At 38.8% G+C, this 23,460-nt stretch carries 22 protein-coding genes; 17 read left to right on the top strand and 5 right to left on the bottom strand.

Features of this window, described 5'->3' with window-relative positions; genetic code table 11:
* A partial coding sequence (locus CXF64_RS20910) for a hypothetical protein (RefSeq protein WP_207761782.1) occupies positions 1-227 on the top strand: 227 nt, incomplete at its 5' end.
* 317 nt (positions 228-544) lie between these two features.
* Here the strand turns inward: CXF64_RS20910 and yejK are convergent.
* Complete coding sequence (gene yejK, locus CXF64_RS02425; RefSeq protein ID WP_101216185.1) at positions 545-1,561, bottom strand: nucleoid-associated protein YejK; 1,017 nt, start codon at positions 1,559-1,561, stop codon at positions 545-547.
* 62 nt (positions 1,562-1,623) lie between these two features.
* Between yejK and CXF64_RS02420 the strand changes: the two genes are divergently transcribed.
* The 7 genes from CXF64_RS02420 (at position 1,624) to CXF64_RS02390 (ending at position 8,184) form a co-directional block, all read left to right on the top strand.
* Positions 1,624-1,836, top strand: coding sequence for a DUF1414 domain-containing protein (locus CXF64_RS02420; protein WP_007375276.1), 213 nt, complete (start codon positions 1,624-1,626; stop codon positions 1,834-1,836).
* A gap of 5 nt (positions 1,837-1,841) precedes the next feature.
* The gene (locus CXF64_RS02415; RefSeq protein ID WP_101216184.1) at positions 1,842-3,338 is read left to right on the top strand and encodes a DUF3413 domain-containing protein; all 1,497 of its coding nucleotides are present in this window, start codon (positions 1,842-1,844) and stop codon (positions 3,336-3,338) included.
* A 91-nt stretch (positions 3,339-3,429) separates the two neighbouring features.
* Positions 3,430-3,912 (top strand): DUF4124 domain-containing protein, encoded by a 483-nt coding sequence (locus CXF64_RS02410; protein ID WP_101216183.1) that lies wholly within the window; start codon positions 3,430-3,432, stop codon positions 3,910-3,912.
* A 103-nt stretch (positions 3,913-4,015) separates the two neighbouring features.
* Entirely contained in the window at positions 4,016-5,734 is a 1,719-nt protein-coding gene (gene aceK / locus CXF64_RS02405) for a bifunctional isocitrate dehydrogenase kinase/phosphatase (protein WP_101216182.1), read from the top strand.
* 16 nt (positions 5,735-5,750) lie between these two features.
* The gene (locus CXF64_RS02400) at positions 5,751-6,689 is read left to right on the top strand and encodes a LysR family transcriptional regulator (RefSeq protein ID WP_002961484.1); all 939 of its coding nucleotides are present in this window, start codon (positions 5,751-5,753) and stop codon (positions 6,687-6,689) included.
* Positions 6,690-6,866: 177 nt separating this feature from the next.
* Complete coding sequence (locus CXF64_RS02395; protein WP_007585695.1) at positions 6,867-7,310, top strand: ferritin-like domain-containing protein; 444 nt, start codon at positions 6,867-6,869, stop codon at positions 7,308-7,310.
* A gap of 499 nt (positions 7,311-7,809) precedes the next feature.
* Positions 7,810-8,184, top strand: coding sequence for an ExbD/TolR family protein (locus CXF64_RS02390; RefSeq protein ID WP_269801063.1), 375 nt, complete (start codon positions 7,810-7,812; stop codon positions 8,182-8,184).
* A gap of 72 nt (positions 8,185-8,256) precedes the next feature.
* Here the strand turns inward: CXF64_RS02390 and CXF64_RS02385 are convergent, their stop codons facing one another.
* From CXF64_RS02385 to CXF64_RS02375, 3 genes are read right to left on the bottom strand one after another with little or no spacing between them, the layout of a single operon-like run.
* On the bottom strand, positions 8,257-11,292 hold the full coding sequence (locus CXF64_RS02385) for a TonB-dependent receptor plug domain-containing protein (RefSeq protein ID WP_101216180.1): 3,036 nt from the start codon (positions 11,290-11,292) through the stop codon (positions 8,257-8,259).
* Between the two features lie 9 nt (positions 11,293-11,301).
* On the bottom strand, positions 11,302-12,381 hold the full coding sequence (locus CXF64_RS02380; protein ID WP_007585689.1) for a FecR family protein: 1,080 nt from the start codon (positions 12,379-12,381) through the stop codon (positions 11,302-11,304).
* Positions 12,378-12,944, bottom strand: a complete 567-nt coding sequence (locus CXF64_RS02375) for an RNA polymerase sigma factor (RefSeq protein ID WP_002961494.1) — start codon at positions 12,942-12,944, stop codon at positions 12,378-12,380. Before CXF64_RS02375 ends, CXF64_RS02380 begins: the two co-directional genes overlap by 4 nt.
* A gap of 108 nt (positions 12,945-13,052) precedes the next feature.
* Here CXF64_RS02375 and CXF64_RS02370 point away from each other — a divergent pair, with 108 nt between their 5' ends.
* The gene (locus CXF64_RS02370) at positions 13,053-13,568 is read left to right on the top strand and encodes a DUF2937 family protein (protein WP_024590457.1); all 516 of its coding nucleotides are present in this window, start codon (positions 13,053-13,055) and stop codon (positions 13,566-13,568) included.
* On the opposite strand, the gene CXF64_RS02365 is transcribed toward CXF64_RS02370, so the two are convergent.
* A complete protein-coding gene (locus CXF64_RS02365; RefSeq protein WP_101216179.1) occupies positions 13,548-14,435 on the bottom strand; it encodes a LysR family transcriptional regulator in 888 nt (295 codons plus the stop codon). The genes CXF64_RS02370 and CXF64_RS02365 overlap by 21 nt on opposite strands.
* 122 nt (positions 14,436-14,557) lie before the next feature.
* Here CXF64_RS02365 and CXF64_RS02360 point away from each other — a divergent pair, with 122 nt between their 5' ends.
* From CXF64_RS02360 to CXF64_RS02325, 8 genes are all read left to right on the top strand, one after another.
* Positions 14,558-15,208 carry a peroxiredoxin-like family protein gene (locus CXF64_RS02360; RefSeq protein ID WP_007585680.1) on the top strand — a complete coding sequence of 217 codons (651 nt, stop codon included), beginning with the start codon at positions 14,558-14,560 and terminating at the stop codon, positions 15,206-15,208.
* Positions 15,208-15,975 (top strand): haloacid dehalogenase type II, encoded by a 768-nt coding sequence (locus CXF64_RS02355; protein WP_024590458.1) that lies wholly within the window; start codon positions 15,208-15,210, stop codon positions 15,973-15,975. Before CXF64_RS02360 ends, CXF64_RS02355 begins: the two co-directional genes overlap by 1 nt.
* A gap of 220 nt (positions 15,976-16,195) precedes the next feature.
* Positions 16,196-16,804 carry a PilZ domain-containing protein gene (locus CXF64_RS02350; protein WP_007585675.1) on the top strand — a complete coding sequence of 203 codons (609 nt, stop codon included), beginning with the start codon at positions 16,196-16,198 and terminating at the stop codon, positions 16,802-16,804.
* Positions 16,805-16,861: 57 nt separating this feature from the next.
* The gene (locus tag CXF64_RS02345) at positions 16,862-17,917 is read left to right on the top strand and encodes an agmatine deiminase family protein (protein WP_101216178.1); all 1,056 of its coding nucleotides are present in this window, start codon (positions 16,862-16,864) and stop codon (positions 17,915-17,917) included.
* The gene (locus CXF64_RS02340) at positions 17,914-18,807 is read left to right on the top strand and encodes a carbon-nitrogen hydrolase (protein ID WP_024608294.1); all 894 of its coding nucleotides are present in this window, start codon (positions 17,914-17,916) and stop codon (positions 18,805-18,807) included. The genes CXF64_RS02345 and CXF64_RS02340 overlap by 4 nt, the downstream gene beginning before the upstream one ends.
* 59 nt (positions 18,808-18,866) lie before the next feature.
* Entirely contained in the window at positions 18,867-22,340 is a 3,474-nt protein-coding gene (gene mfd / locus CXF64_RS02335) for a transcription-repair coupling factor (RefSeq protein WP_101216177.1), read from the top strand.
* Positions 22,340-23,176, top strand: a complete 837-nt coding sequence (locus tag CXF64_RS02330) for a peptidoglycan binding protein CsiV (protein WP_101163971.1) — start codon at positions 22,340-22,342, stop codon at positions 23,174-23,176. The genes mfd and CXF64_RS02330 overlap by 1 nt, the downstream gene beginning before the upstream one ends.
* A 19-nt stretch (positions 23,177-23,195) precedes the next feature.
* Positions 23,196-23,450 (top strand): hypothetical protein, encoded by a 255-nt coding sequence (locus CXF64_RS02325; RefSeq protein WP_007585664.1) that lies wholly within the window; start codon positions 23,196-23,198, stop codon positions 23,448-23,450.
* Positions 23,451-23,460: the final 10 nt, after the last annotated feature.

Below are 23,460 nucleotides of genomic sequence, written 5' to 3'. Positions count from 1 at the left end.
AAAGTAATTTGTTCACAAAGAGGTTAAGAGACGCTGCGCTTTTAGAGGTAGTAAAAAGGCTAAGCCTGCTAATAAAGCATGGCTTGTGTTTTCTCTTTTACTCCTCTTTCACTTCTCTTTGTGAAATAGATCTTTTAGTGGTTTTGTTAGCAAAAAAATTAAATAAACAGAAGCGTTGCTTCTCGCGTAAGCAAGCTTTACGCCTTGTATCTACAGCCGAAATTTAACACCGTGAATAAGATTAACGAGTAGATGCTCAACTTGTTGGCGTGATGGGCAAAGCCCGTAAAAGTAATTTGTTCACAAAGAGGTTAAGAGACGCTGCGCTTTTAGAGGGAAATAATAAAGCTATGTTTAGCTAACTTAAAAAGCTCCGCTAATAAACCATGGCTTGTGTTTTCTCATTTATTCCTCTTTCACTTTTGTTTGTGAGATAAGTCTTTAAGGGGTTTTGTTCCGATTCAATAAATTTCGACACTGGTACAAAAAAGCGCGATATTAATATCGCGCTCTTAAATCAGCTTTCAAATTTGACCCTGAAAGTTTATTCGCTTTCACTTTCCATAAAGCGTTGAAGCTGATCTTTTAAGTTTGGCGGAATACCTTTAATCACTAGTGTATCGGTTGCTTCGTTGTACGTTACGCGCTCACCTAAGTGTTTACGTTCAAAACTTACACTCACACCACCACCAAGACCTGAAAACTTAACCATACTGGTTACTGTTTTTTTATCAACGGGGAAAGTTTCTTCCAAGTCATAGCTTTGCTCTTTGCAAAAACTATCAAACGGGCTGTCATCGCCTTTTGTAAGCGTTGCAGATAGATCGCTCACACTTGCATCTTCGCCTGTGGTTACGCAATCATTACAGTAATCAAATACTTGTTTACGTAAATCGTCTTTTTCTGATTTATCAAACTGTTGCTCTGATAAATAATCCTCTACTGCGCTAAGCATTACTTGGCTTTGCTGTTTTGAATCAATACCCTCTTCACAGCCTAAAAAGTCTAAGAAAAAGTCAGCAACTTTACGACCAGCACGCCCTTTGATAAACGAAATATAACGATTATCTTCTGCTTGCGTATCCCATGCTGTTAAATCGATACGAGCAGCGAGTTGCATGCGAGATATATCTAAATGGCGAGAAGCCGCTAAATCAAGCTCAGAGGTCATAGAGTAATGCTCTTTAATGTTAATCATCGCAATTAACATGTAATCGGTAGCAACATACTGATAATGACAAAATACTAAATAGCCTGTTTCACTAAATGCATACTTATCAAGCTCTTCTTTTAAAACCGTTGAGGCTTGCTCGGTCATATGCCAAAAGCCTAACTCATCGTTACGGTAGCTTTGCATTGCAGATGCTACAACGCTGTTTTTATCACCACTGAAAGCACAGTAACCTTTACCTGGCTTACCATTATATGCATGATGTAATTGTTCGATAAAAACGGCTACTTTATCGTTAATTACCATCTCATCATTTCGAAGGTGAATTTGCGTATCGTCGTCTTTTTTGTCTACATAATGAACGACTAATTTTTTAACGTCTGTTGTCATCTTTGTTTTTCACGCCTCTAGTGTTAAAATACGAGAATATAACTATTTTATTGAACCAACTGATGCCAATCTTATCAAAATACTCTAATGAAGAAGTAGAACAAATCGTCGATCAGCTTATTGATGTGCTAACTAAACACAATGCGCCGGTAGATTTAAGCCTTATGTGTTTAGGAAATTCTATCACGCATATCTTAAAAGAGCATGTACCAACAGGGAAAAGACAAGCCGTAACTGAGAACTTTGCAAAAGCTCTATCACAGTCGGTTAAATAAACTCTATGAATTTATCGCAGCACAATCAGTTTTCATCAAAAGCGAGTCAGCTATTAAGCTGGGGCCATTGGTTTACTTTTGCCAATATTGGCTTGGCGCTATTTATTAGCTTAAGCTACTTATTTGCCGACTCGCCACCAACAAGCTTTATGGGCATTACTTATATGCTAGTAACGTGGTTAAGCCACACTAGTTTTATCGCCTTTTTAGCGTTTGTGCTGACGGTATTTCCGCTTAGTTTAATATTCCCCTACCCACGACATATACGAGGCATGGCAGCTGTTATAGCCACACTAGGCGCTTCACTGCTTACCCTTGATGCTTATGTTTACGTTAATTTGGGTTATCATCTAAGTATATCTGCCTTACCTGAGATTATTTCTCTACTGTGGCATCGTTTAACCAGTTCACCTGCTTTAACAACCATTTTAGCCAGTGGGATTGTATTACTTATTTTAGGCTTTCAGCTACTTGTGAGTAATTACACATGGCAACACCTTGAGCGCTTAAAACAATATAAATTTGCACGTTACGCAATTTCATTTTTAATAGTGTGTTTTTCACTTAGTCACAGTATTCATATTTGGGCTGACGCAAATTTAAACTTTGACGTAACGAAGCAAGATAATGTACTACCACTGTCATACCCTACTACCGCTAAAAGTTTATTAGCTAAAAATGACCTGCTTGATATAGAAAGCTATAAGCAAGCACATAACGTAAAAATTAATAACCAAAACATTAGTTATCAAATGCCAAGCCCGCTTGATAAGTGTGAAGACTACACACAAGCCAATGTAGATGTTTTTGTATTTGAAACCGAGCAACAACTCGCTAAATTTGTTGCCGATAATAAAAACTTACACAAAGCAGAGCAGTTTTTACAGCCAACTAATCACGACGATATGCTATTTAGCTTAGTGTATGGTTTGCCAGCTTTTTATAAAGCAGCAATTTTAAGAGATCAAACTCTTCCCGCATGGCAAAGTCAGCGCCGCAGCATTGAAGTAACCGGCGTGGAAGAACTTAGTTTTATAAATGATCAAGCACATAGTTCTAGCGCAATTAGAGTTATTAAAAGTAGCGATAACGCGGTTGTACGAGATGATAAAACACAAGTTTTTGCTTTTAGTCTTGCCAATAACAAGCAAGAAGTAGTAACAACATCAACTTTATATAGCTCCGACAAACGTATTTCTAAAGTAGATGGACTTATTCAACCTAGCGATTTAATTGCAACAAGTGTTGGCCAATATTTAAATTGTAAAGCCATTACTAAGCAAACAATGCTAGGAGTTAATTTATACAAGAAAAAAGATGATATGGGCGTTAACTACTCTCAGGGTGTCGTTATAGCCTATAAAAAAGATAGGATTACCTTAATAGATTCAGATGGTAACTTTAAAAACATTTCCGCAGCTGAAGGTTTTTCTATTGAACAAGGTTTAGATATACCATTTTTAGTACAGAGTATTAAAAAGCTTAAAACCTTCACCCAATAGCCGTTATCCTAACCTAGCTTGCTATACCACCAAGCTAGGTTATAGTTTTATATTGTTTTACTAAAGAATATAAAAATCAAGGACGGCATACATGTTTAAAACTCTTCGTCATATCATCCTCCATTCTAGCTTTTTACTTATCAGTTTTTTTAGCTTTAGCGATACCACTTACTACAAATGTGTAACAGAAAAAGGCACTGTCTTTTCTCAACTCCCCTGTGACGACGAAGCAACGACTTATAAAGTTAACACGACGGGTAACCAGTATTCTGGCCCTAAGGTTGACTACACTAAACAACTAAACGAACTTGAGCGTGAAAGGCTTCTATCTGGCTTACAGGCAGAGCTTCGCAGTAATAACCATAAACTAACAATACTTGATCGTAATAAAGAGCGTGCTGAATATAAACAACAAGAGCGGTTAAATCATATTCTAGCCGTTGAAGATAAAAAGCGTATTACCAAAGACATTACTAAAAAATTAAAAATAATTAATAAAGAGTACAAAAAAGATGTATTGATTATTATTAAACAAATTAAAATTCTCGAAAAAAAGATAGCTCAATACAAATAAATCACTCTTAATTAGCAAGTAATATTTATCTTGGTTTTAAACTTAAAATAACATACCCTTAACACAATAGAGTATAAGCTCTAGGGACTATTAAGGAGTGCAAATGCAGCCTCGCCATATTGCTGAATTAATTTTAACGGGTTTTAAAAGGCACTATCAGCTATTTCAAAAAACAACGGCCAAAGCCCCTCTCGCCTTTGCAAAAAAAGATTGGCAAGCAATTAATGATATCAGCCGTTTGCGTATCAGCTATTATGATGATCGTGTTAACGAAACCACACAAGCGCTAAAAAAAGAAACCCCTACAGAGCAATTAGATGAAAGCCTATGGCTCGAAGTTAAAAAGATATATCAGCACTTTTTATGTTTCCACCCTCAAGCAGAACTCGCCGAAACCTTTTATAATTCTGTATTTTGCCGGCTGTACCATAGGCGCTATTTTCATAATGACTTTATATTTGTAGAAGCAACTTTGAAAGATGCTCCTTCAGTACCTGTTGAGGCCGAATATAGGACATACTTTCCAGTAGTTGATGGCCTAAAGCCAACAATAAAACGCATTATTAATCATTTTGATTTTAAAGCCCCATTTGTAAATTTAGAGCGTGATATTCGCCTTCTTGTTAAAGCTTTTTATAAACAAGCACCCGATACACATCACCAACCTTGGCAAATGCGCTTTGATATTTTGCACACACCTTTTTATCGTAATAAAGCAGCTTATATTGTTGGTCGTGTTGTTTCAAAAAGTGGGGTTCAGCCTTTTATAATCGCCGTATTGCACGATGAAGATAACGGATTATATTTAGATGCACTTTTAACTAAATCATCTCAAATGCGTGTCATTTTTGGCTTTGCCCGCGCCTACTTTATGGTAGAGACTCATGCACCTTCAGCACTTGTCCGGTTTTTGAATCAGCTTATGCCAAACAAAACACTTGCTGAGCTCTATAACGCAGTGGGTTTTCATAAGCAGGGTAAAACTGAGTTTTATCGAGAGTTTTTAAATCACTTATCTCACTCTAATGATGAGTTTACAATTGCACCGGGTACTCCCGGTATGGTGATGATGGTATTTACCCTTCCCTCATTTGGTTATGTTTTTAAAGTAATAAAAGACAAATTTGGTGAAAGTAAGCCCTTCGGCCGTGATACCGTATTAAAGCGTTATCAACTAGTAAAAAACCATGATCGCGTTGGCAGAATGGCCGATACCATAGAGTATTCTAACGTCGTATTTCCTTTGGCACGTTTTGATAGTAATTTACTTGCGCAATTACATAAAACAATTGGCTCATCAATGGTAATTGAAGGCGAATGGTTGATCATCAAGCATTTATATATTGAACGGCGCATGACACCACTCAATTTATTTTTAGAAAATGCTGATGAAGAAATTGCCGCAGACGCGATTGAAGAATACGGGCAAGCTCTAAAAGAAATGATTGCCGTTAATATATTTCCTGGCGATATGCTCTTAAAAAACTTTGGTGTAAGTAAGCACAAACGTATTATTTTTTACGATTACGATGAAGTTCAATACCTAACAGATATGAACTTTAGAGCATTACCAAAAGCAAAGAGCTACGACGATTATTTAATGGATGAACAAAGTTACTCTGTTGCACCACAAGATGTATTCCCAGAGCAGTTATGTACATTTGTAATGCCTAATCCTATGTATAAAAAGTTTTTCCTCAGCACTCATCCAGAGCTTATAGATGTTAGCTTTTGGAAGCAGGCTCAACAAAATATAAAAAATGGGCAGGTAAGTCATATTTACCCTTACCCGACAGCACAGCGATTTATCCATCACTGGTAGACGCAAAGGACACACAATGAATATAAGTAAAATAGATTTAAATTTACTCGTTTATCTCGATACATTGCTTCGAGAATGCAATGTAACACGCGCTGCTAATCAATTGAGTATTACGCAGCCCGCAATGAGTAATGGCCTTAAACGTCTTCGTAACTTATTTAACGACCCTATTTTAGTTCGTACCAGCGATGGTATGGTCCCGACAGAGCGCGCTTTAGAGTTACAACCCGTTATTCGTGGCATATTAATGACGCTTGAAGAAACCCTAGCACCTAATAGAGAATTTGAGGCAAGCCAGAGTAAACGTGTATTTAGAATAATGGCCAGTGATTACGCTGCAAGTACGTTAGCGCCAAAGCTCTTAAGTAAACTACACGAAGAAGCCCCCGATACTACTTTAGATATACTCACACCAAGTGATGTAACCTTTCATGACGTAGAAAACGGTAAAGTAGATATGGCAATCAACCGTTTTGAAAACTTACCTCAGTCTTTTCATCATAAACGTATTTGGAAAGACAGTTTTTGCTGCTTAGTTAAGGCCGACAACCCTATTATTGAAAACTTTAGCCTCGACAGCTACTTAAAAGCGCGCCATATATGGGTGAGTAAAACAGGTTTTGGTGTAGGCGTGGGCATGGACCCTAAAGATGTGCAAAAACTTGGTTGGGTTGACGAAGCACTTGCCCACTTTGGTAAACATCGTAACATTGCCACTTTTACGCGTAACTACCATGTAGCGATTCATTTAGCTAAAGAGAAAAATTTGATTGCGACCCTTCCTTCAAAAGCCGCAAATATATACTTAGATGATCCGGGGCTTAAAATTTTAGAGCCACCGTTTCCAATTCCTCCTTTTGAGCTTGATATGATTTGGAGCCCACTGTTACATCGCGATGCGAGCCACATCTGGTTACGCCAAAAAGTAGCTGAAGTAGCTGAAGAGCTAAAATAACTTTATTACACAATATAATGTAAAAATTGCTAGGTTAATACTTTCCTCATTAACTTAGCCTCTTTCTGAAATTAAATTAAACCAATAAAATCAAATAACTACATAAAAATAAAAACGTGGAACATACATTGCTTTTATTAAATTGAACTATACATTCATTTAATAAAAGAGGTCATTATGAACACCCATCAAGGATCAGAAGTAAATCATATTACTGACATCATTCAAGTTATGAACAGCGGCATCGACTTTTATCAAAAAGCACAGGAAAAAGTTGAAGACCCTGCTATTGGCGCACTTTTTCAGCGTATGATAGATGCCCGAAAAGTGAGTGTTGAGCGCTTGCAGCCATATGCAATTAATGAAAAAGGCGAACGCGAAGATGGTTCATCTTTCGCAGTTGAAGCACGACGTGCATACACAGCCTTACTTACTACATTCACCTCGCATAACGACAGCACGTATGTAAAAGAGCTTGAAGAAGTAGAAGATAAAACGCTTGTAGAAATTAAAGCCGCTATGGATAAACCACAACCGGCTGATTGCGAAGCTGCACTGGCTAAAACATTATTAACAATGCAAAGCTGCCATGCAGAAATGAGCCGTATGCAAAAGCAGTAAGCTTACATAACGCATAAATACAACCCAGCCTAGCGCTGGGTTTTTTATTGCCTCTAATACCAATCTGCATAAATCTTTAAGCAATTTAACGAATTAAATCACACTATAACGATGCCATATAGACCCCATATAAGCAGATTGCTATAAACACCACCTTATTTCGCCACATTTTAAATACATAATGAATACAAATATTTAATGTTATTAGAATATTTATTTAACCACGCTTTGTTTTTGCTGTGCTAATTTTGTTAATAGGTACCTAAAACCTTGCTGTCGCGCCGCAGCATTTAATTAAAAATAAGGTCCAATATGAAAAGTAAGCTAGGGCGTGTTGATCTCTGGTGGTTGAATTTACAGCAGTATGTTTGGTTTTTATGCAAGGCAGAGCCTATGTAGTGTGGTTATTCCCCATAAATAGGCGATAACGCAGCATAAAGGCCAAACATGCGCTGCCCTTTGGGCTCTTTCTAGGGACGATTCACACGCCCTAACTAAACTGCAAAATAATGCTGATGTAGATATGACCCCGATGTTAGACATAGTGTTCATATTGCTAATTTTCTTTATTGTAACTACATCTTTTGTAAAACCTGTGGCTATTGAATTAAACCGACCACTCGACAACCCTCAAATAGATAAGCCTGTTAAAAATGCTTTATTTAGAATTGATGAAAGTAACGGAGTATATTTTTCAGGGAGGTTAATTGATTTAGAGCAAGTTGCGACTAATTTAGCGATGTTCGCGGCTAAATATGAAATAAGTTCGGTACTTATAACCGCAGACGAAAACAGTACACATAATACTTTAATGAGTGTAATGAATAATATTAAGCAATACGATGATTATTCAATAAGTTTGATTTCTAAATAAAACAGCCCAAGATAAAACCAAAAAAAGGGCCTTACGGCCCTTTGAGTTAAATAACGAAAGGGAGGTTATTAATTAAAAACGGTATTCTGCACCTACGTAGTAGTAAGCACCGTTAAATCCAAATGGAGCCGAACGACGTGAGTAGTCAAACACACCTGAGCTACTTATTACTGTATTGCCACTAGCATCCACAATAGTACCTGAGCGAGAGTTACCTATTTCGTTTTTATCTGGGTAAACATCAAACAAGTTATTTGCACCAATGTTTACCGACAAATCTTCAGTAACGAAGTAGTTAACTTTAACGTCAGTTAAAATTTCTGCGCCATACGTTTGACGACCACCATCTTCTACTGTGTACTCACCAAAGCGATTAAGTGACAGGTTAACTGTCCAATCGTCACGTTGATAAAGCGCACTTAAGTTAATACGATCCTCTGGTTGCCACTCTTCAATAATAGAGATGTCTTCCGCTGAAAATATATCGTCTACGTTTACTGTCTCAAGGCTTGAGCCAGCAGGCGAAAATAACGATACAACATCTGTTTTAGTAAAGTTAGCTGCAAGTGTAAAATCAAGCGTGCCGCCTAAACCTTCAGTGTTCCACGTTGCTACAAAATCAACACCACGAGTTTCTGTATCAGCACCATTTAAGAAGAACTGACCTACGCCAGCACCCGCACTATTTAGTGCAGCATCAAGGCTTGTAGATAAACCTTTACCTAAGCGGTCACTAATTACAATACGGTCGTCAATATCAATTGAGTAGTAATCAACGGTTACATTAATATTATCTGTAACGTTATATACAATACCTAAACTACGGTTTTGTGATTTTTCTTCTTTAAGCTTTGGAATACCTAAGCTTTGCGCAAGTGTTGAATCATTTCTAAATGTACCAACCTCTTCTGCAACTAAATTACCATTAGTACCAACAACAAATTGCGTACTTACGTTATTAAAGTAAAGCTGCTGCATTGAAGGCGCTCTAAAACCTGAGCTTAATGCACCACGTAGTGAAATATCGTCGGTTACAGACCAGTTACCAGCAAGCTTAAAGTTTACTGTATCACCAAAGCCTTTGTAGTTATCGTAGCGAAGTGCACCCGATAAAATTACATCTTCAATCACATAAGATTCTGCATCTATGTAAAATGAAATTACATCACGCGATTCATCAACTGATGACGCAGGAGCTGAACCACCAAAACCTTGTGAACCACCTGATGCATCTTCAGAGCCAACACCACCACTTAAGCCGTTGTAAATACTTACACCGTTGGTTGTATCGTAATCGCGGTATGCGTACTCATTACCTTCTAAAATGCGATATTCGTCAGTACGGATTTCTGCACCCATTGCTAAAGAATAATCATCAAAGTTTTGCGTAAAATCAATATTGATTGTTTGCAGTGATAATTCCATGCCGTAAGCGTACGCTTCACGTGGGATAGTTGTACGAATATCAGCAGCACTTAAACCTTGGTCATAACGTAAAAAGTTAGCGTATGAGGCATTGATAGTGTCACTTGTCGTGTAATCAATGCTGTTTTCACCATAGGTGTAAGATAAATCAAGGCTTGCATCGTTATCAAACTCAGTTTTATAACCAAAGTTGTACGAGATATCGTCGATAGTTGTATTAATTTTTGGTAAGAAACCTAATGGAATCGTCGCATCGTTATCTTGTAGTACTGGGTTACCACCTGCATTTGCATTATGACGGAAAAATGCAGCCGACTCATTTTCACGTGTTGAGTAAGTAATAAAGCCGTAAAGCTCGCCATCACCTAACTCGTAACCGGTATTAATTGTTAAACCAAATTGCTGAGAATCAGCATCACCAATTCTAAAAGTATCACGATCGGCTGTCAGCTCACGCGGATCGCCAGCAAGTAAAGTGCCGTCACTTAGTTCTGTACAACCATAAAACTGACAAGAGCCATGTAAACCAGCACGGTTAGTCGGTGCACGGTCACGGTAATTGATAGTTGTATTTAAATAACCGTCATCACCTAGCGCAAAGCCTTTATTAAAATCAAGGTTAATGGTTTCGCCATCGCCTTCAGAATATTGACCGTAGTTAATAGCCGCTTTGCCACCTTCGCTACCATCTTTAAGCACAATATTAATAACACCTGCAATTGCATCAGAACCATACTGAGCAGCAGCGCCATCACGTAATACTTCAATGCGTTTAATTGCAGAAGCTGGAATTGCATTCATGTCAGTACCTGCGGTACCACGCCCAACAGAGCCATTAATATGAATAATACTTGCTTGGTGACGACGTTTGCCGTTAATTAAAACCAATGTTTGATCGGGGCCCAAACCGCGAAGTGTCGCAGGTCTTAAAGCATCAGTACCGTCACTAATTGCAGAGCTTGAAAAGTTAAATGAAGGGGCGATAGACTGTAGCATACGACCAACTTCTGTTTGGCCTGTATTTTCAAGCGCTTCTGCACTTAAGATATCTACTGGAACGGGTAAATCTTCAACTGAACGTCCTGCTACACGGCTACCGACAATAGCAATTTTTTCAATTTTTTCTTGAGCGACTTCTTCTGCTGCGTTTACACCTTGCGAATTTACTGCAAGTAAAGCTGGTAATACTGCTGCACTGACCGCTGAAAGCTTCATCATGTTGTTATCATTCCTGTTGATTTGTTTGAGTTTTATACTCAGTAAACCATTTTGATCAACAACCGCATCGAGTTCAGTCCCACCTAATAATGCCTCTAGAGCATCTAGCTGAGTGTAAAATCCATAAACTGAATTTGCGTCATACTGCTTTGCCAACTCATAAGAAAACACCACGGTTTGCTCTGTTTGTTTAGCATATTCAATTAAGGCTTTGTCTGCTCGCTGCGCTTTTATATCAAATTGCACCATTTGCCCAGTGGTTTGAGTTGCTGCTTGTACACTCAAGCTAAAAATAGCCGGTACAAGCACACTAAATCCACTCAATAAATGCGTTTGGTTACTGCGCAACTTATATAAACAGCTGACAAACAAAAATCCTCTATGGCTTTGTTTCTTTTTTTTAATGTTTTTTTTACGTTCAATCTTTATTGATGCAACTTTATCTAACATTAGTTTGATTTGCATAACGTCTACTTATGATTCTGTATGGTGTTTTAGCGTTACTACATGCTCACCTAAACGCTCATGATCAATCGAAAAATTAGTTTGTAAACTCTCAAGTAAACCTTCAACGTCACCCGCTTTAAATACCCCAGCTACTTTAATACTGGCGAGCTCGGCTGATGAAAGCTCAAAACGTGTGGCGGTATAGCGACTTACTTCATTTAAAGCATCGCTTAGCTCTTCTCCATTAAAAATAAGCATGCCATTTTGCCATGCCAAATCGCGTTGTACGTCGTTCATTGAAAGCTGGGTAATTGGCTTGGTAACACTCTGCTCTATAATTACTTTTTCGCCTGAGGTAACAATATTGGCATTAATTTGACGAATTTTTTGCGTGCTGTTATCTGCAAGCTGATAATCTTTAAAGTCATTTGCGTCAACCGCTACACTAGGGTCGGTGATCATCACTTTGCCTTCGGTAACAACAAGCTCTAAATCTGATGAGGTATTACGCTGTACATTAAACACGGTACCGAGTGCAGTAAAGCTTTTGTCGCCGGCCATAACACTAAACGGACGCGTGGCATCTTTTGCTACGTTAAAACGCCCTTCTCCACGACTAAGTAACAACTGCCTGCGGCCTTTGCTATAAGCAACTTCTAGCAAGCTATTAGTATTAAGCTGCACTATAGTGCCGTCTGGCAATACATACGTTGCTTGCTCGCCTACTTTTGTTTTGTAAATTTTAGTGTAGTTAACTTTTGCAAGCTCTTGGTTATAGCCGTTTTCTAAATTAATTAATAAGTAGCTGCATACCATTAACGCTGCAAATAAGCTCGCTGCAATTGAGTAAGAAAACATCCACTTATTTTTTGATGCTTTAGTATTGTTACGCTGAGGAAATAAATGACTTAATTCATTTAATACCGAAAGCTCATCCCAAAGCTGAGCAAGCTCGTATATAGAGTCTTGATGGGCGATGCTTTGCATCATCCATAATTTAAATTGCTCTTTTTCATCATCAGTTAAACCACGATCAATCGCGCTTATCCAATCACATGACTTTTCTAAAATTAAATCTTTTGAATTAAATTGATGAACATTACTCATTCTGCGACCCTCTTAACTGAGATAGGGTGTGCTTGAGCTTTAGGGTTTGTTTGTGGACTTTGCTCATGTTCCCGCATGTACAACATGGTTTGTAACAATCCTTTGGCAATGTGTTTTTCAACAGTGCTTTGGCTTAACTGCATTTGGTCTGCGATCTCTTTTTGGCTCATGCCGTAAACTTTTTTTAATATAAAGCATTTACGAATCGATGAGCTTAGTTGCTCAGTAGCTCTACAAAAAAGTAAAAAGCGCTCTTTAGATGTGTATTCATCCTCAAGCTTCATTGATTTGAGTAATACGGGTAATTCGTTATCATTTTCTAACGAATCATTAAATTTGTTGTCCCACTTAGCTATATGGTTAAGTGCTAAGTGTTTTGCTGTTTTAAGCATGTAACTGCGGGTAAACTGTATATCTTGCTTTAAATCAGCTTCGTAGCTTTTTACAAAGGTTTCTTGCACAATATCTTCTACATCGTCGGGTTGAACAATGCGCGATACAAAACGTTTGAGCTGTTTAGATATATCAACAAATGTTGACGTGAATTTTACTTTTTTCGTCATCCTTAACATCCACCTGTTGTTATTTTTATTACCGACAGGTTACGAGTTTTTGATATAAAAACAAGCTCAAATGTTAATTCTGGGTTATTTAAATGGATAGGAAGATAAATGAGTAAATTTTTAGATTACATCCGGCTTAGTTTCTTTGCATTCGGTTTACTACTTGGAGTGCAAATTCCTGCATTTGTAAGCGATTTTGGCCAAGCATTATCAGCCCAATTAATTGAAGCTAATAATGCTATTGCGCCTTTTAAAAGCGATGCAGCTAAGTATTTTAATAATGATTTAAATAAGCTAATTAAACACTATAAAAATATTGATGATGGGATTGTGAATAAAGGTGCAAGTAATATCAGTACACTTTACACACGACAACAAGACTTACAAATCGCTGTAAATAGGTTTGCGCAATCTCCATATATTTTTACTATGATCAGTGGCATGAGTGATGTAAAGCAACAAGTGTGGCAACGCTTTGAAGGTCAAATCATTTTAAAAAAAGACTCTATTATAGCCGCCATTGTTGCAGCTATTATAGTTGCCTTACTTGCCGAACTTACTGGTTATTTGTTTTTAACTGGAGTAAAACGCTCATTTAAACGCTTATTCGCAGCTCAAAAATAGTGATTTCATAAAGTCATAAAATACATCGGTTTTGCGGGTAGTTAAGCTATTTTGCGGACGCAAAAACCAAACTGGTGCATCATCTTGTGCCATGACACCGGGCATAACTTCAACTAAAATGCCATTTTTAATATCTTCATGAATAGCTATCATTGATTTAATTGCAATGCCATGACCTGCAATGGCTGCTTGAGTCATATTATCGGAATTAGAAATAGTAAAGCGTGTTCTTGCATTAAAAGTATGTGTTTTACCTTGTTCATCAAAAAGCTTTAATTGGCGCTGCCACGGCAGGCAAACCCAATAGTGTTCGCTCAATTGAGCTAAGCTTTTAGGCATGCCATATTTTTTTATGTAGCTAGGAGCTGCGCAAAGTATACGTTTGTTGTTTACTATTTTTCGTGACAGTAAACCGGAATCATTTAATTGTCCTACACGAATTGCCAAATCTTGTGCGTCATCAACCACATTTACAAAATGATCAGTAATTAAAAAATCAAGTTTTAGTTCAGGATAGGCCTGCTCTAACTCATTAAGTCTTGGCATTACGTATTTTGAAAAAATCCAAGGGGGCATAGTCACGCGTAATAAACCACTCACAGATGAACTACGCGCACCAATACTATGCTCAGCGTCGTGCAGCGCCTCCATTATAGCGCCAACTCGCGTATAAAATATTTCACCTGCGGGAGATAACCGTACTCGTCGGCTATCTCTAAAAACAAGTACTGTTGCAAGCTCACGTTCTAATTTACTTAAGCGATGGCTTACCGTTGCAGGCGATAAACGCTGCTCGCGCGCAGCAGCAAGCACCCCTTTATTTTCAACTACTGCTATAAATGTTTCTAGGTCGCTTAAATTATACATAAAGATGCCATTGTGCACTTTTCAATGTTTAACATTTTCGAATGAAGCTTTCAGTTTTGCAATGTTTATTTAAATATGTAAAACACTATAATTGCAAATAGTCTAATTATTGAGGTTCAATCATGAGTTTAAAAGCGCAAATAGATGCCTATAACGTACAAAAAGATGCCAAGTTACCGGCTGACGTTTTAGCATTAATGAACACTACAAACGAAGAGCTTATTGCACAGCATATTAAAGACAATGCGTTGCAAATTGGTCAAAAGGTAGAAAACTTCAGCCTAGCCAACCATAACGGCGAAAACATTGAGCTTGCGGATTTATTAAAAAAAGGCCCGGTAATTATTAGCTTTTATCGTGGTGGCTGGTGCCCATATTGTAATTTAGAGCTAAAAGCACTTAATGACTACTTACCGCAATTTAAAACTCAAAATGCTCAGTTAGTCGCAATATCACCACAACTGCCTGATGAAACTCTCTCAACTGCACAAAAAAACGATCTTGAGTTTGACGTGCTTTCAGATGTTAGTAATAAAGTAGCTGAACAATTTGGTTTATTGTTTACACTTGATGAGCGTATTCAAGCGTTATACACACAATTTGGTATTGATTTTGAACACTACTACGGCGATAAAAGCTTTAAATTGCCGCTACCGGCTACTTATGTGATAAACCAAGAAGGTGTTATTACATACGCATTTTTAAACGAAGACTACACCCTACGCGCAGAACCTACTGATATTATGGCAGCACTTGAATCGGAGAATAACTAATGTCTATTTTAAAATCGTTAAAAACACTTACTCTTTCACTACTTGTAGGCACAAGCCTTGTATCTGGTTATGCAGTCGCTGATGAACCAAAAGAACAAGTAAAGCCCAAAGTGCTTATTTTTGATGTAAACGAAACCCTACTTGATTTAACGTCAATGCGTACCTCTATTGGTAAAGCACTAGGCGGGCGTGAAGATTTATTACCACTATGGTTTTCGACTATGCTGCACCATTCATTAGTAGATACAGTAAGCGGTAGTTATCACGACTTTGGGCAAATTGGGGTGGCATCACTTCTTATGGTTGCTCAAAACAACAATATTGATATTACAAGTGAACAAGCTAAAACAGCTATTGTTACGCCTCTTTTAACGCTTCCTCCACACAGCGATGTTAAAGAAGGACTGGCAAAACTTAGAGCTCAGGGCTATAAATTAGTAAGCCTTACAAATTCTTCAAACAAAGGTGTAAAGGCACAGTTTGAAAGCGCTGGTTTAATGTCTTACTTTGATGCACGTTACAGCATTGAAGATATTAAAATTTACAAACCAGACTTACGTGCTTATGAATGGGTACTTAAAAAGCTAAATGTAGCACCAAATGAAGCTATGATGGTTGCAGCCCATGGCTGGGATGTTGCTGGCGCAAAAGAAGCAGGCTTACAAACCACTTTCATTGCACGCCCAGGTAAAGCACTTTACCCATTAGCTAAAAAACCAGATCACGTTGTGAAAGATTTACATGAATTAGCCGCTCTACTTAAATAAGTATGCGCTGATGAATCAATACCCAAGCGGCCAATGTTAGGATGACATTGGCCGCTTTTTTATAACTACCCCTAAATATGTCTTAGTGTATTTATTTTCATAATCAGTATGTTAAAAATTGAATGTAAACAAAGCATTTAGCCCACTATGAGTTATTTTATCTGCTAGCAATTTAGTACTCACAACGCTACTATTAAATAAATACGTGGTGGAGAACATAATGAATAGTGAAAGATTAGGTGAGTTTGAACAGTACTTTCAAATTAATGAAAGTATAAGAGTGAATTTATTCGCCGTATCGAACGGACAAGTTCCTAAATCGCAGCTTGAGCTAGAAGACGATATCCCCCCACTATTTAGATTAGCAAATGAAGTAAGTGAACTTGAGCAAAGCTCGTTACGACCACTGCGTAACTTGGGCGATATAGCACAAGAGCTAGCTACATTTTTACAAGCGCAGTCACGTAAAATAGATTTAATAATGAGCCATATTTTGGCCTCAGAACAAGCCCAAGATAATGCAATACAATGTGATAGCTACGGCGGTGGCGGTATTCGCTTTACATCACCCGAAGTACACTCAATTGGCCAAGCGTTTAGAACAAAACTGTTTTTGCACCACGAAGCCTCTGCGGTTTATTGTTACACCGAAGTTGTGGCAGTAGAAAAACAAGATAGCGAGCATTATCAATACACCATGCTCTTTACCGCAATTAGAACCACTGACCAAGAACTTATTGTTAGAGCAAGTTTACATGCTCAAACCCGCCAACTTAAAAAACGTCAAGAACTTGATCAAAACCAAGCCGATCTAAACAGTGATAATTAGCTGACATCTTTATGTAAAATGCTAAACTAGCGTCATCTTAATTAGTATATAAAATTCATGAACTTTAGACTTTTACCAGAATGGGCCGAGCAAGACGCTGTTATGCTTACATGGCCTCATAAAGACACAGATTGGGCTGATAATTTAGCACGTGTAGAACCTGTATATATTGAGCTTGCTAAGCATATAACAACGCAGCAACAGCTTGTTATTGTGGCGCATAACAGTGCCTTAAAAATGCATATTACAGCATTGCTAAATAGCGCTAACATCTCTCTTAATCGTGTTCATTTTGTAGTAACGCCTACCAACGATACCTGGGCGCGCGATCATGGTCCGCTTACTTGCGCCGCTATTGATTCACCAGAGCAGTTAAAAGTATACGATTTTACTTTCAATGGTTGGGGCAATAAATTTGAAAGCGCATTAGACAATCAAATTAATCGTACTTTGGTAAAAGAGCTAAGTAGCACAAACAACCAATATCAAGCGCTCGATATGGTACTTGAAGGTGGCGGTATTGAAATAAACGAGCATGGTGTGTTGCTAACAACCAGCGAATGTTTGCTTAACAAAAACCGTAACCCAGATTTAAACCCTGCTGACATAGAAATACTTTTAAAAGAGCACTTGGGAGCAACACGTTTTTTATGGGTTGATCATGGCTATTTAGCGGGTGATGACACCGACAGCCACATTGATACCTTAGTGCGCTTTGCTCCAAATAATACCCTTGTATATGTGCAGTGTGACGATAAAACTGATGAGCACTTTAGCGCACTTGATGCAATGGAAAAACAACTAAAAGCCTTTAAAACTGCCGATAACACCCCATATAACTTAATTGAGTTACCGTGGCCAAAAGCCGCGTATGACGATGAGCAAACACGCTTACCGGCTACCTACGCTAACTACTTAATTATTAATAATGCTGTGCTTGTGCCAACGTATAATGATGCCAATGATGAACGTGCTCTAGCACAAGTTCAAAAAGCATACCCACAACACACTATTATTGGCGTTAATTGCCAACCAATTATTGAACAATTTGGCAGCCTGCACTGTATTACAATGCAATTACCTCGTGGATTTTTAGCTGGAGCAGCACAATGACAAGCCCTGCAAAATTAACCGTTGCGTTAGTGCAACAAAGCAATACCGATAACGCTCAGCACAATATGGCAAAATCAATGAGTGCCATTCGTGAAGCCGCTCAAAAAGGTGCAAAACTGGTTGTACTCCAAGAGCTACACCGAAGCCTCTATTTTTGCCAAACCGAAAATGTTGACGTATTTGATTTAGCCGAAACCATTCCAGGCCCTAGCAGTAACGCCTTAGGTGAGCTTGCTAAAGAGCTAAGCATTGTTATTGTGGCCTCTTTATTTGAAAAACGCGCTACGGGCCTTTATCACAACACCGCGGTTGTATTAGAACAAGATGGCAGTATTGCGGGTAAATACCGCAAAATGCATATTCCTGATGATCCAGGTTTTTACGAAAAATTCTACTTTACCCCTGGTGATATCGGTTTTGAGCCTATTCAAACCTCGGTGGGTAAATTAGGCGTGCTAGTATGTTGGGATCAATGGTTTCCTGAAGCTGCCCGCTTAATGGCAATGGCAGGCGCTGAAGTGTTAATTTACCCAACCGCTATTGGTTGGGATCCTAACGACGACATTGCTGAGCAAACTCGTCAAAAAGATGCGTGGGTTATTAGTCAGCGTGCCCATGCTGTTGCCAATGGTGTACCGGTAATTAGCTGTAACCGCGTAGGTCATGAAAGTGACCCAAGTGCGCAAAGCGATGGTATTGCGTTTTGGGGGAATTCGTTCATTGCAGGCCCACAAGGTGAATTATTAGCTGAGGCTAATAATACTGATGAGCAAATTTTAGTGGTTGAAATTGATCAAAAACGCTCAGAAAACGTAAGACGTATCTGGCCGTTCTTGCGTGACCGACGAATTGATCACTATAAAGACCTAACAAAAATATACCGAGACTAAGTAAACTTAACTCAAGATGGCTCTTACTTGCTAAGAGCCAACTATAAATGGAGTAATAAATGGCGTTTGAGCAATGGGCAGCCTTGCCTTGGGTAAAATCTCAAAAAGATAAAATTCAATGGGGCCAGCTAAGCGGAAGTGGTTTAAGTATTGCCATTGCTGAAGGCGCTAAACAACAAGACAACTTAGTCTTGATTGTTACGCCTGATACACCAAGCGCACTGCGCCTTGAAACAGAATTAGAATATTTATTACCCGATAACCCAGTAATGGTATTTCCTGATTGGGAAACTCTGCCATACGATCACTTTTCTCCCCATCAAGATATTATTTCAGCCCGTTTAGCCACTTTAAACACCTTAAAAAAAGAACAACAAAGTGTGTTAATTGTGCCTGTATCTACCTTAATGTTGCGCACAGCCCCGGCCTCGTTTATTTACGGTTCAACAATAAATTTTAAAGTGGGCGACAAGCTAGACACACATAACTTTCGTGACAACTTAGAACAAGCCGGTTATTTAAATGTTCAACAAGTAATGGAGCACGGCGAATACGCTATACGCGGCTCTATCGTTGACTTATATCCAATGGGCAGCCCGCATCCATTTAGACTCGATTTTTTTGATGACGAACTCGACACAATTCGCTTATTTGATGTAGAAACGCAGCGTTCTGATGAAAAAGTAGATAAAATTGAGCTACTTCCAGCGCATGAATTTCCTACTAACGACGCTGATATTGAACGTTTTAGAATAAGCTACCGCGAAAAATTTGGTGCAAGCTCGCAGCAAGATTCTGTATACATGCAAGTAAGCAAAGGTAACTGGCCTGCCGGTATCGAATACTACATGCCGTTGTTTTTTGAAAAGCTAGCAACTATTTTTGACTACTTGCCAGATACGACAACTGTTATGCAGCTGGGTGATTTAGAGCACGCGGCAGACACCTTTTGGCACGATGTAAATGTACGCTATGAGAACCGCAGAGTTGACCCACTTCGTCCATTACTTGAACCCAATGCGCTTTATCAGCCTATTGAAGAGCTGTTTTCTAATTTAGGCAATTTTGCACGTATTCGTTTATCTCTTGCAAAGCTTGGTACTAAAGCGGGCAATAAAAACTTAAGCGTTAGCGAGCTACCAGCGATTAGAATTGATCATAAGCAGCATGAACCTTATGCCGCGTTTATAAATTATGTAGCAGAGCAAAAAAAGAAAAAAGGCCGCATATTACTCAGTGTTGAATCCGATGGTCGTCGCGAATCATTACTGAGCATTCTAAAACCAAGCGGTTTAAAATTTAAAGAATTTGAAACACTCGAACAATTTACAAAAAGCGCGAGTGATGTAGGTTTAATAGTAAGCCCGCTTGAACAAAGTGTAGTACTTGGTACTAAACCAAGCCTTTCTATTATTACCGAGCAAGAACTGCTAGGTATTAAAGTATCTCAACGCAGACGCCGCAAGCACAAGTACGAAGCCAGCCAAGATGCGCTAATCCGTAATTTAGCTGAGCTTAAAGAAGGCCAACCTGTTGTGCATCTCGATCATGGTGTTGGCCGTTACCAAGGTTTGCAAACAATTGATGCCGCAGGTGTAATTACTGAGTTTGTTACGATTACTTACGCAAGTGAAGCTAAACTTTACGTGCCAGTGTCTGCATTGCATATGCTGAGCCGTTACTCTGGCGGTGAAGAAGCTAGCGCCCCGCTGCATAAGCTTGGCTCAGATGCATGGGAAAAAGCAAAAAAACGTGCGGCTGAAAAAGTTCGCGATGTAGCCGCCGAATTACTCGACATTTATGCACAGCGCCAAGCAAAACCCGGTAATAAGTTTACTCTAGACGCCCCTGCATATCGCCAATTTAGCGATAGCTTCCCGTTTGAAGAAACTGACGATCAGCGCAACGCCATAGAAGCGGTGTTAGGTGATATGCAATCAAAGCAAGCCATGGACCGCTTAGTGTGTGGTGACGTGGGCTTTGGTAAAACAGAAGTGGCCATGCGCGCTGCTTTTGTAGCGGTTAACGATGATAAGCAAGTGGCAATTTTAGTGCCTACCACCTTGCTAGCTCAACAACACTATGAAAACTTTAAAGACCGTTTTGCTGATTTTCCTATTGAAGTTGGTGTACTTTCGCGTTTCAACTCTACTAAAGAACAAAAAGACACGCTTGAGAAAATGGCCAACGGTAAGCTCGATATAGTTATTGGCACACATAAACTTATTCAACAAGACATTAAATTTAACGATTTAGGCTTACTCATTGTTGATGAAGAGCATCGCTTTGGTGTTCGCCAAAAAGAGAAAATTAAAGCTCTGCGTGCCGATGTAGACATACTCACACTAACTGCAACGCCAATACCGCGTACACTTAACATGGCCATGAGCGGAATGCGCGATTTATCAATAATCGCAACGCCACCGGCTAAACGTTTAGCGGTAAAAACCTTTGTACGCCAACGCGATGTAGAACTAATACGCGAAGCTGTACTGCGTGAAATTAAACGTGGTGGCCAAGTTTACTTTTTGCATAACAATGTGGAAACTATTGACCGTGTTGCGCAAGAAATTAGTGAATGGGTACCTGAAGCAAGCGTCACCTCAGCCCATGGTCAAATGCGCGAGCAAGAGCTTGAGCAAATAATGACTGACTTTTATCATCAAAAATACAACGTGCTGGTATGTACCACGATTATCGAGACCGGTATCGATGTACCGACAGCCAACACCATTATTATGGATAGAGCAGATAAACTTGGCCTTGCGCAATTACACCAATTACGTGGACGAGTTGGTCGAAGCCATCATCAAGCGTATGCCTATTTACTCACAGGTGACCCTAAAGCACTCTCTAAAGACGCGAGTAAACGCTTACAAGCAATCGAATCGTTGGAAGATTTAGGCGCGGGTTTTGCCCTTGCTACACACGATTTAGAAATTCGTGGCGCCGGTGAGTTACTTGGCGACGATCAATCAGGTCAAATGCAAACAATCGGCTTTAGTTTGTACATGGAAATGCTTGAGCAAGCCGTAAATGCGCTACGTGAAGGAAAAGAGCCAACGCTTGAAAATCTACTTAAAAAACAAACCGAAGTAGATTTAAAACTGGCTGCACTATTACCTGATGATTACATACACGATGTTAATGCACGCCTAGGTATGTACAAGCGAGTTGCTAGTTGTGCTAACCTTGATGATATGGATGAACTACAGGTAGAACTTATAGACCGCTTTGGTTTACTGCCTGATGCCGCTAAAAACCTATTTAGCCTACAACTATTAAAAATGCAGGCAAGTAATTTAGGGATAACAAAAATTGAGGCAAATCCAAAAGGTGGTTACTTTGAGTTTAGCCAAGATACTAAGGTTAACCCTAGCTTCATCATTGGTTTGATACAAAGTGCGCCTAAGGTGTACAAAATGGATGGCGCAAATAAACTGCGCTTTGCAATTAGTGAAGCTAACGCTCGCGAACGCTTAAAAATGGTCACTGCAATGATTGCAGATTTCGAAAAAAAGGTTAGCCATTAATGTTGCTAAAAAAATCGCTAGTTATTTTATGCTGCTTGTTTAGCAGCACTGCATTTGCAGAACGCTGGTTTGAGGTTGAGGTGCTTGTATTTAAGCAGCGCCCTGCTCCGTATTTGCAAGAAGATTTTACACTTAAGCACAAAGCTATTGAGGATAAAAACTCTCTAGATTTAATGACCCCTCTTTATACAGAGCAAGCAATGCAAGCCTGTATAGATGGTGATGAGCGTTTTCAAAAACGCTCTTTTACCGACTCATTAGTTAATTCAAACCCGCAATCGGGTGTATGCGGTGACAGTACAAACTACCTACAAAGCTACGATGAGCTACCTATAACACCTCTAGCACCTGCTAAAGATGATATGCAGCAAACTTATTTATTAGCGCCAGAACAACTGCAATTTAAAGCGCAGTACCGACAGCTAGATCGCAAAGGATTAACACCTATTCTACATACTGGCTGGCGCTTTGAAGGCGCAAGTAAATCGCGTGCTCCAAGTATGCATTTAATAGCAGGTAAACACCTTAAAAGTGATTCCAACGTAACCCCTAGCTATTCAAATCCTGATTTTATAAGTTTATTAAATTCACAACCTGAACTATTTAACGACCCAAACCAATCAAAAGCAGAATGGGAACTAGACGGTTTATTTAAAATACACTTACGACATTATTTATACATTACAGCTAATTTTGATATTAGCCAAAAACTAGAAAATGGCGATATAGAGTCAGCCCGCTTTTCTCAGTTTAGACGTGTAATAAGTGGTGAAGTACATTACTTTGACCACCCACGAATGGGCATGATCGTCCAAATCAGAAAATTCAAACATTAATACTAAGTAGGATATAACAATGAAAAAACTCCTTATCATCGCAGCTACATTAAGCCTTGCGGCTTGTTCTAAGGTAAGTCTTGAGAGTTACGAAAAAATCAAAGTAGGTATGGATAAGACTGAAGTTGAAACCATTTTGGGAAGTGCAGATAATTGTGTTGAAAAAACACTGCATACTAATTGTGTGTGGGGCGACGAAGCAAAAAATATCGAGATCACGCTAGTATCAAACAAAGTAACTTTATATAGTAAACATGGTTTAGCTAATAAATAAATTTAAAAAA

The sequence above is a fragment of the Pseudoalteromonas sp. GutCa3 genome (genome assembly GCF_002836155.1).
Lineage (GTDB): Bacteria > Pseudomonadota > Gammaproteobacteria > Enterobacterales > Alteromonadaceae > Pseudoalteromonas > Pseudoalteromonas arctica.
Note: the sequence above shows the minus strand (reverse complement) of the source record. Positions and strands in the feature narration are given on the sequence as shown.

Bases quoted from the DNA above. Each gene is read 5' to 3' on its own strand.
- yejK (WP_101216185.1), bottom strand. From the start codon at position 1,561: ATGACAACAGACGTTAAAAAATTAGTCGTTCATTATGTAGACAAAAAA.
- CXF64_RS02420 (WP_007375276.1), top strand. From the start codon at position 1,624: ATGCCAATCTTATCAAAATACTCTAATGAAGAAGTAGAACAAATCGTC.
- CXF64_RS02415 (WP_101216184.1), top strand. From the start codon at position 1,842: ATGAATTTATCGCAGCACAATCAGTTTTCATCAAAAGCGAGTCAGCTA.
- CXF64_RS02410 (WP_101216183.1), top strand. From the start codon at position 3,430: ATGTTTAAAACTCTTCGTCATATCATCCTCCATTCTAGCTTTTTACTT.
- aceK (WP_101216182.1), top strand. From the start codon at position 4,016: ATGCAGCCTCGCCATATTGCTGAATTAATTTTAACGGGTTTTAAAAGG.
- CXF64_RS02400 (WP_002961484.1), top strand. From the start codon at position 5,751: ATGAATATAAGTAAAATAGATTTAAATTTACTCGTTTATCTCGATACA.
- CXF64_RS02395 (WP_007585695.1), top strand. From the start codon at position 6,867: ATGAACACCCATCAAGGATCAGAAGTAAATCATATTACTGACATCATT.
- CXF64_RS02385 (WP_101216180.1), bottom strand. From the start codon at position 11,292: ATGCAAATCAAACTAATGTTAGATAAAGTTGCATCAATAAAGATTGAA.
- CXF64_RS02380 (WP_007585689.1), bottom strand. From the start codon at position 12,381: ATGAGTAATGTTCATCAATTTAATTCAAAAGATTTAATTTTAGAAAAG.
- CXF64_RS02375 (WP_002961494.1), bottom strand. From the start codon at position 12,944: ATGACGAAAAAAGTAAAATTCACGTCAACATTTGTTGATATATCTAAA.
- CXF64_RS02370 (WP_024590457.1), top strand. From the start codon at position 13,053: ATGAGTAAATTTTTAGATTACATCCGGCTTAGTTTCTTTGCATTCGGT.
- CXF64_RS02365 (WP_101216179.1), bottom strand. From the start codon at position 14,435: ATGTATAATTTAAGCGACCTAGAAACATTTATAGCAGTAGTTGAAAAT.
- CXF64_RS02360 (WP_007585680.1), top strand. From the start codon at position 14,558: ATGAGTTTAAAAGCGCAAATAGATGCCTATAACGTACAAAAAGATGCC.
- CXF64_RS02355 (WP_024590458.1), top strand. From the start codon at position 15,208: ATGTCTATTTTAAAATCGTTAAAAACACTTACTCTTTCACTACTTGTA.
- CXF64_RS02350 (WP_007585675.1), top strand. From the start codon at position 16,196: ATGAATAGTGAAAGATTAGGTGAGTTTGAACAGTACTTTCAAATTAAT.
- CXF64_RS02345 (WP_101216178.1), top strand. From the start codon at position 16,862: ATGAACTTTAGACTTTTACCAGAATGGGCCGAGCAAGACGCTGTTATG.
- CXF64_RS02340 (WP_024608294.1), top strand. From the start codon at position 17,914: ATGACAAGCCCTGCAAAATTAACCGTTGCGTTAGTGCAACAAAGCAAT.
- mfd (WP_101216177.1), top strand. From the start codon at position 18,867: ATGGCGTTTGAGCAATGGGCAGCCTTGCCTTGGGTAAAATCTCAAAAA.
- CXF64_RS02330 (WP_101163971.1), top strand. From the start codon at position 22,340: ATGTTGCTAAAAAAATCGCTAGTTATTTTATGCTGCTTGTTTAGCAGC.
- CXF64_RS02325 (WP_007585664.1), top strand. From the start codon at position 23,196: ATGAAAAAACTCCTTATCATCGCAGCTACATTAAGCCTTGCGGCTTGT.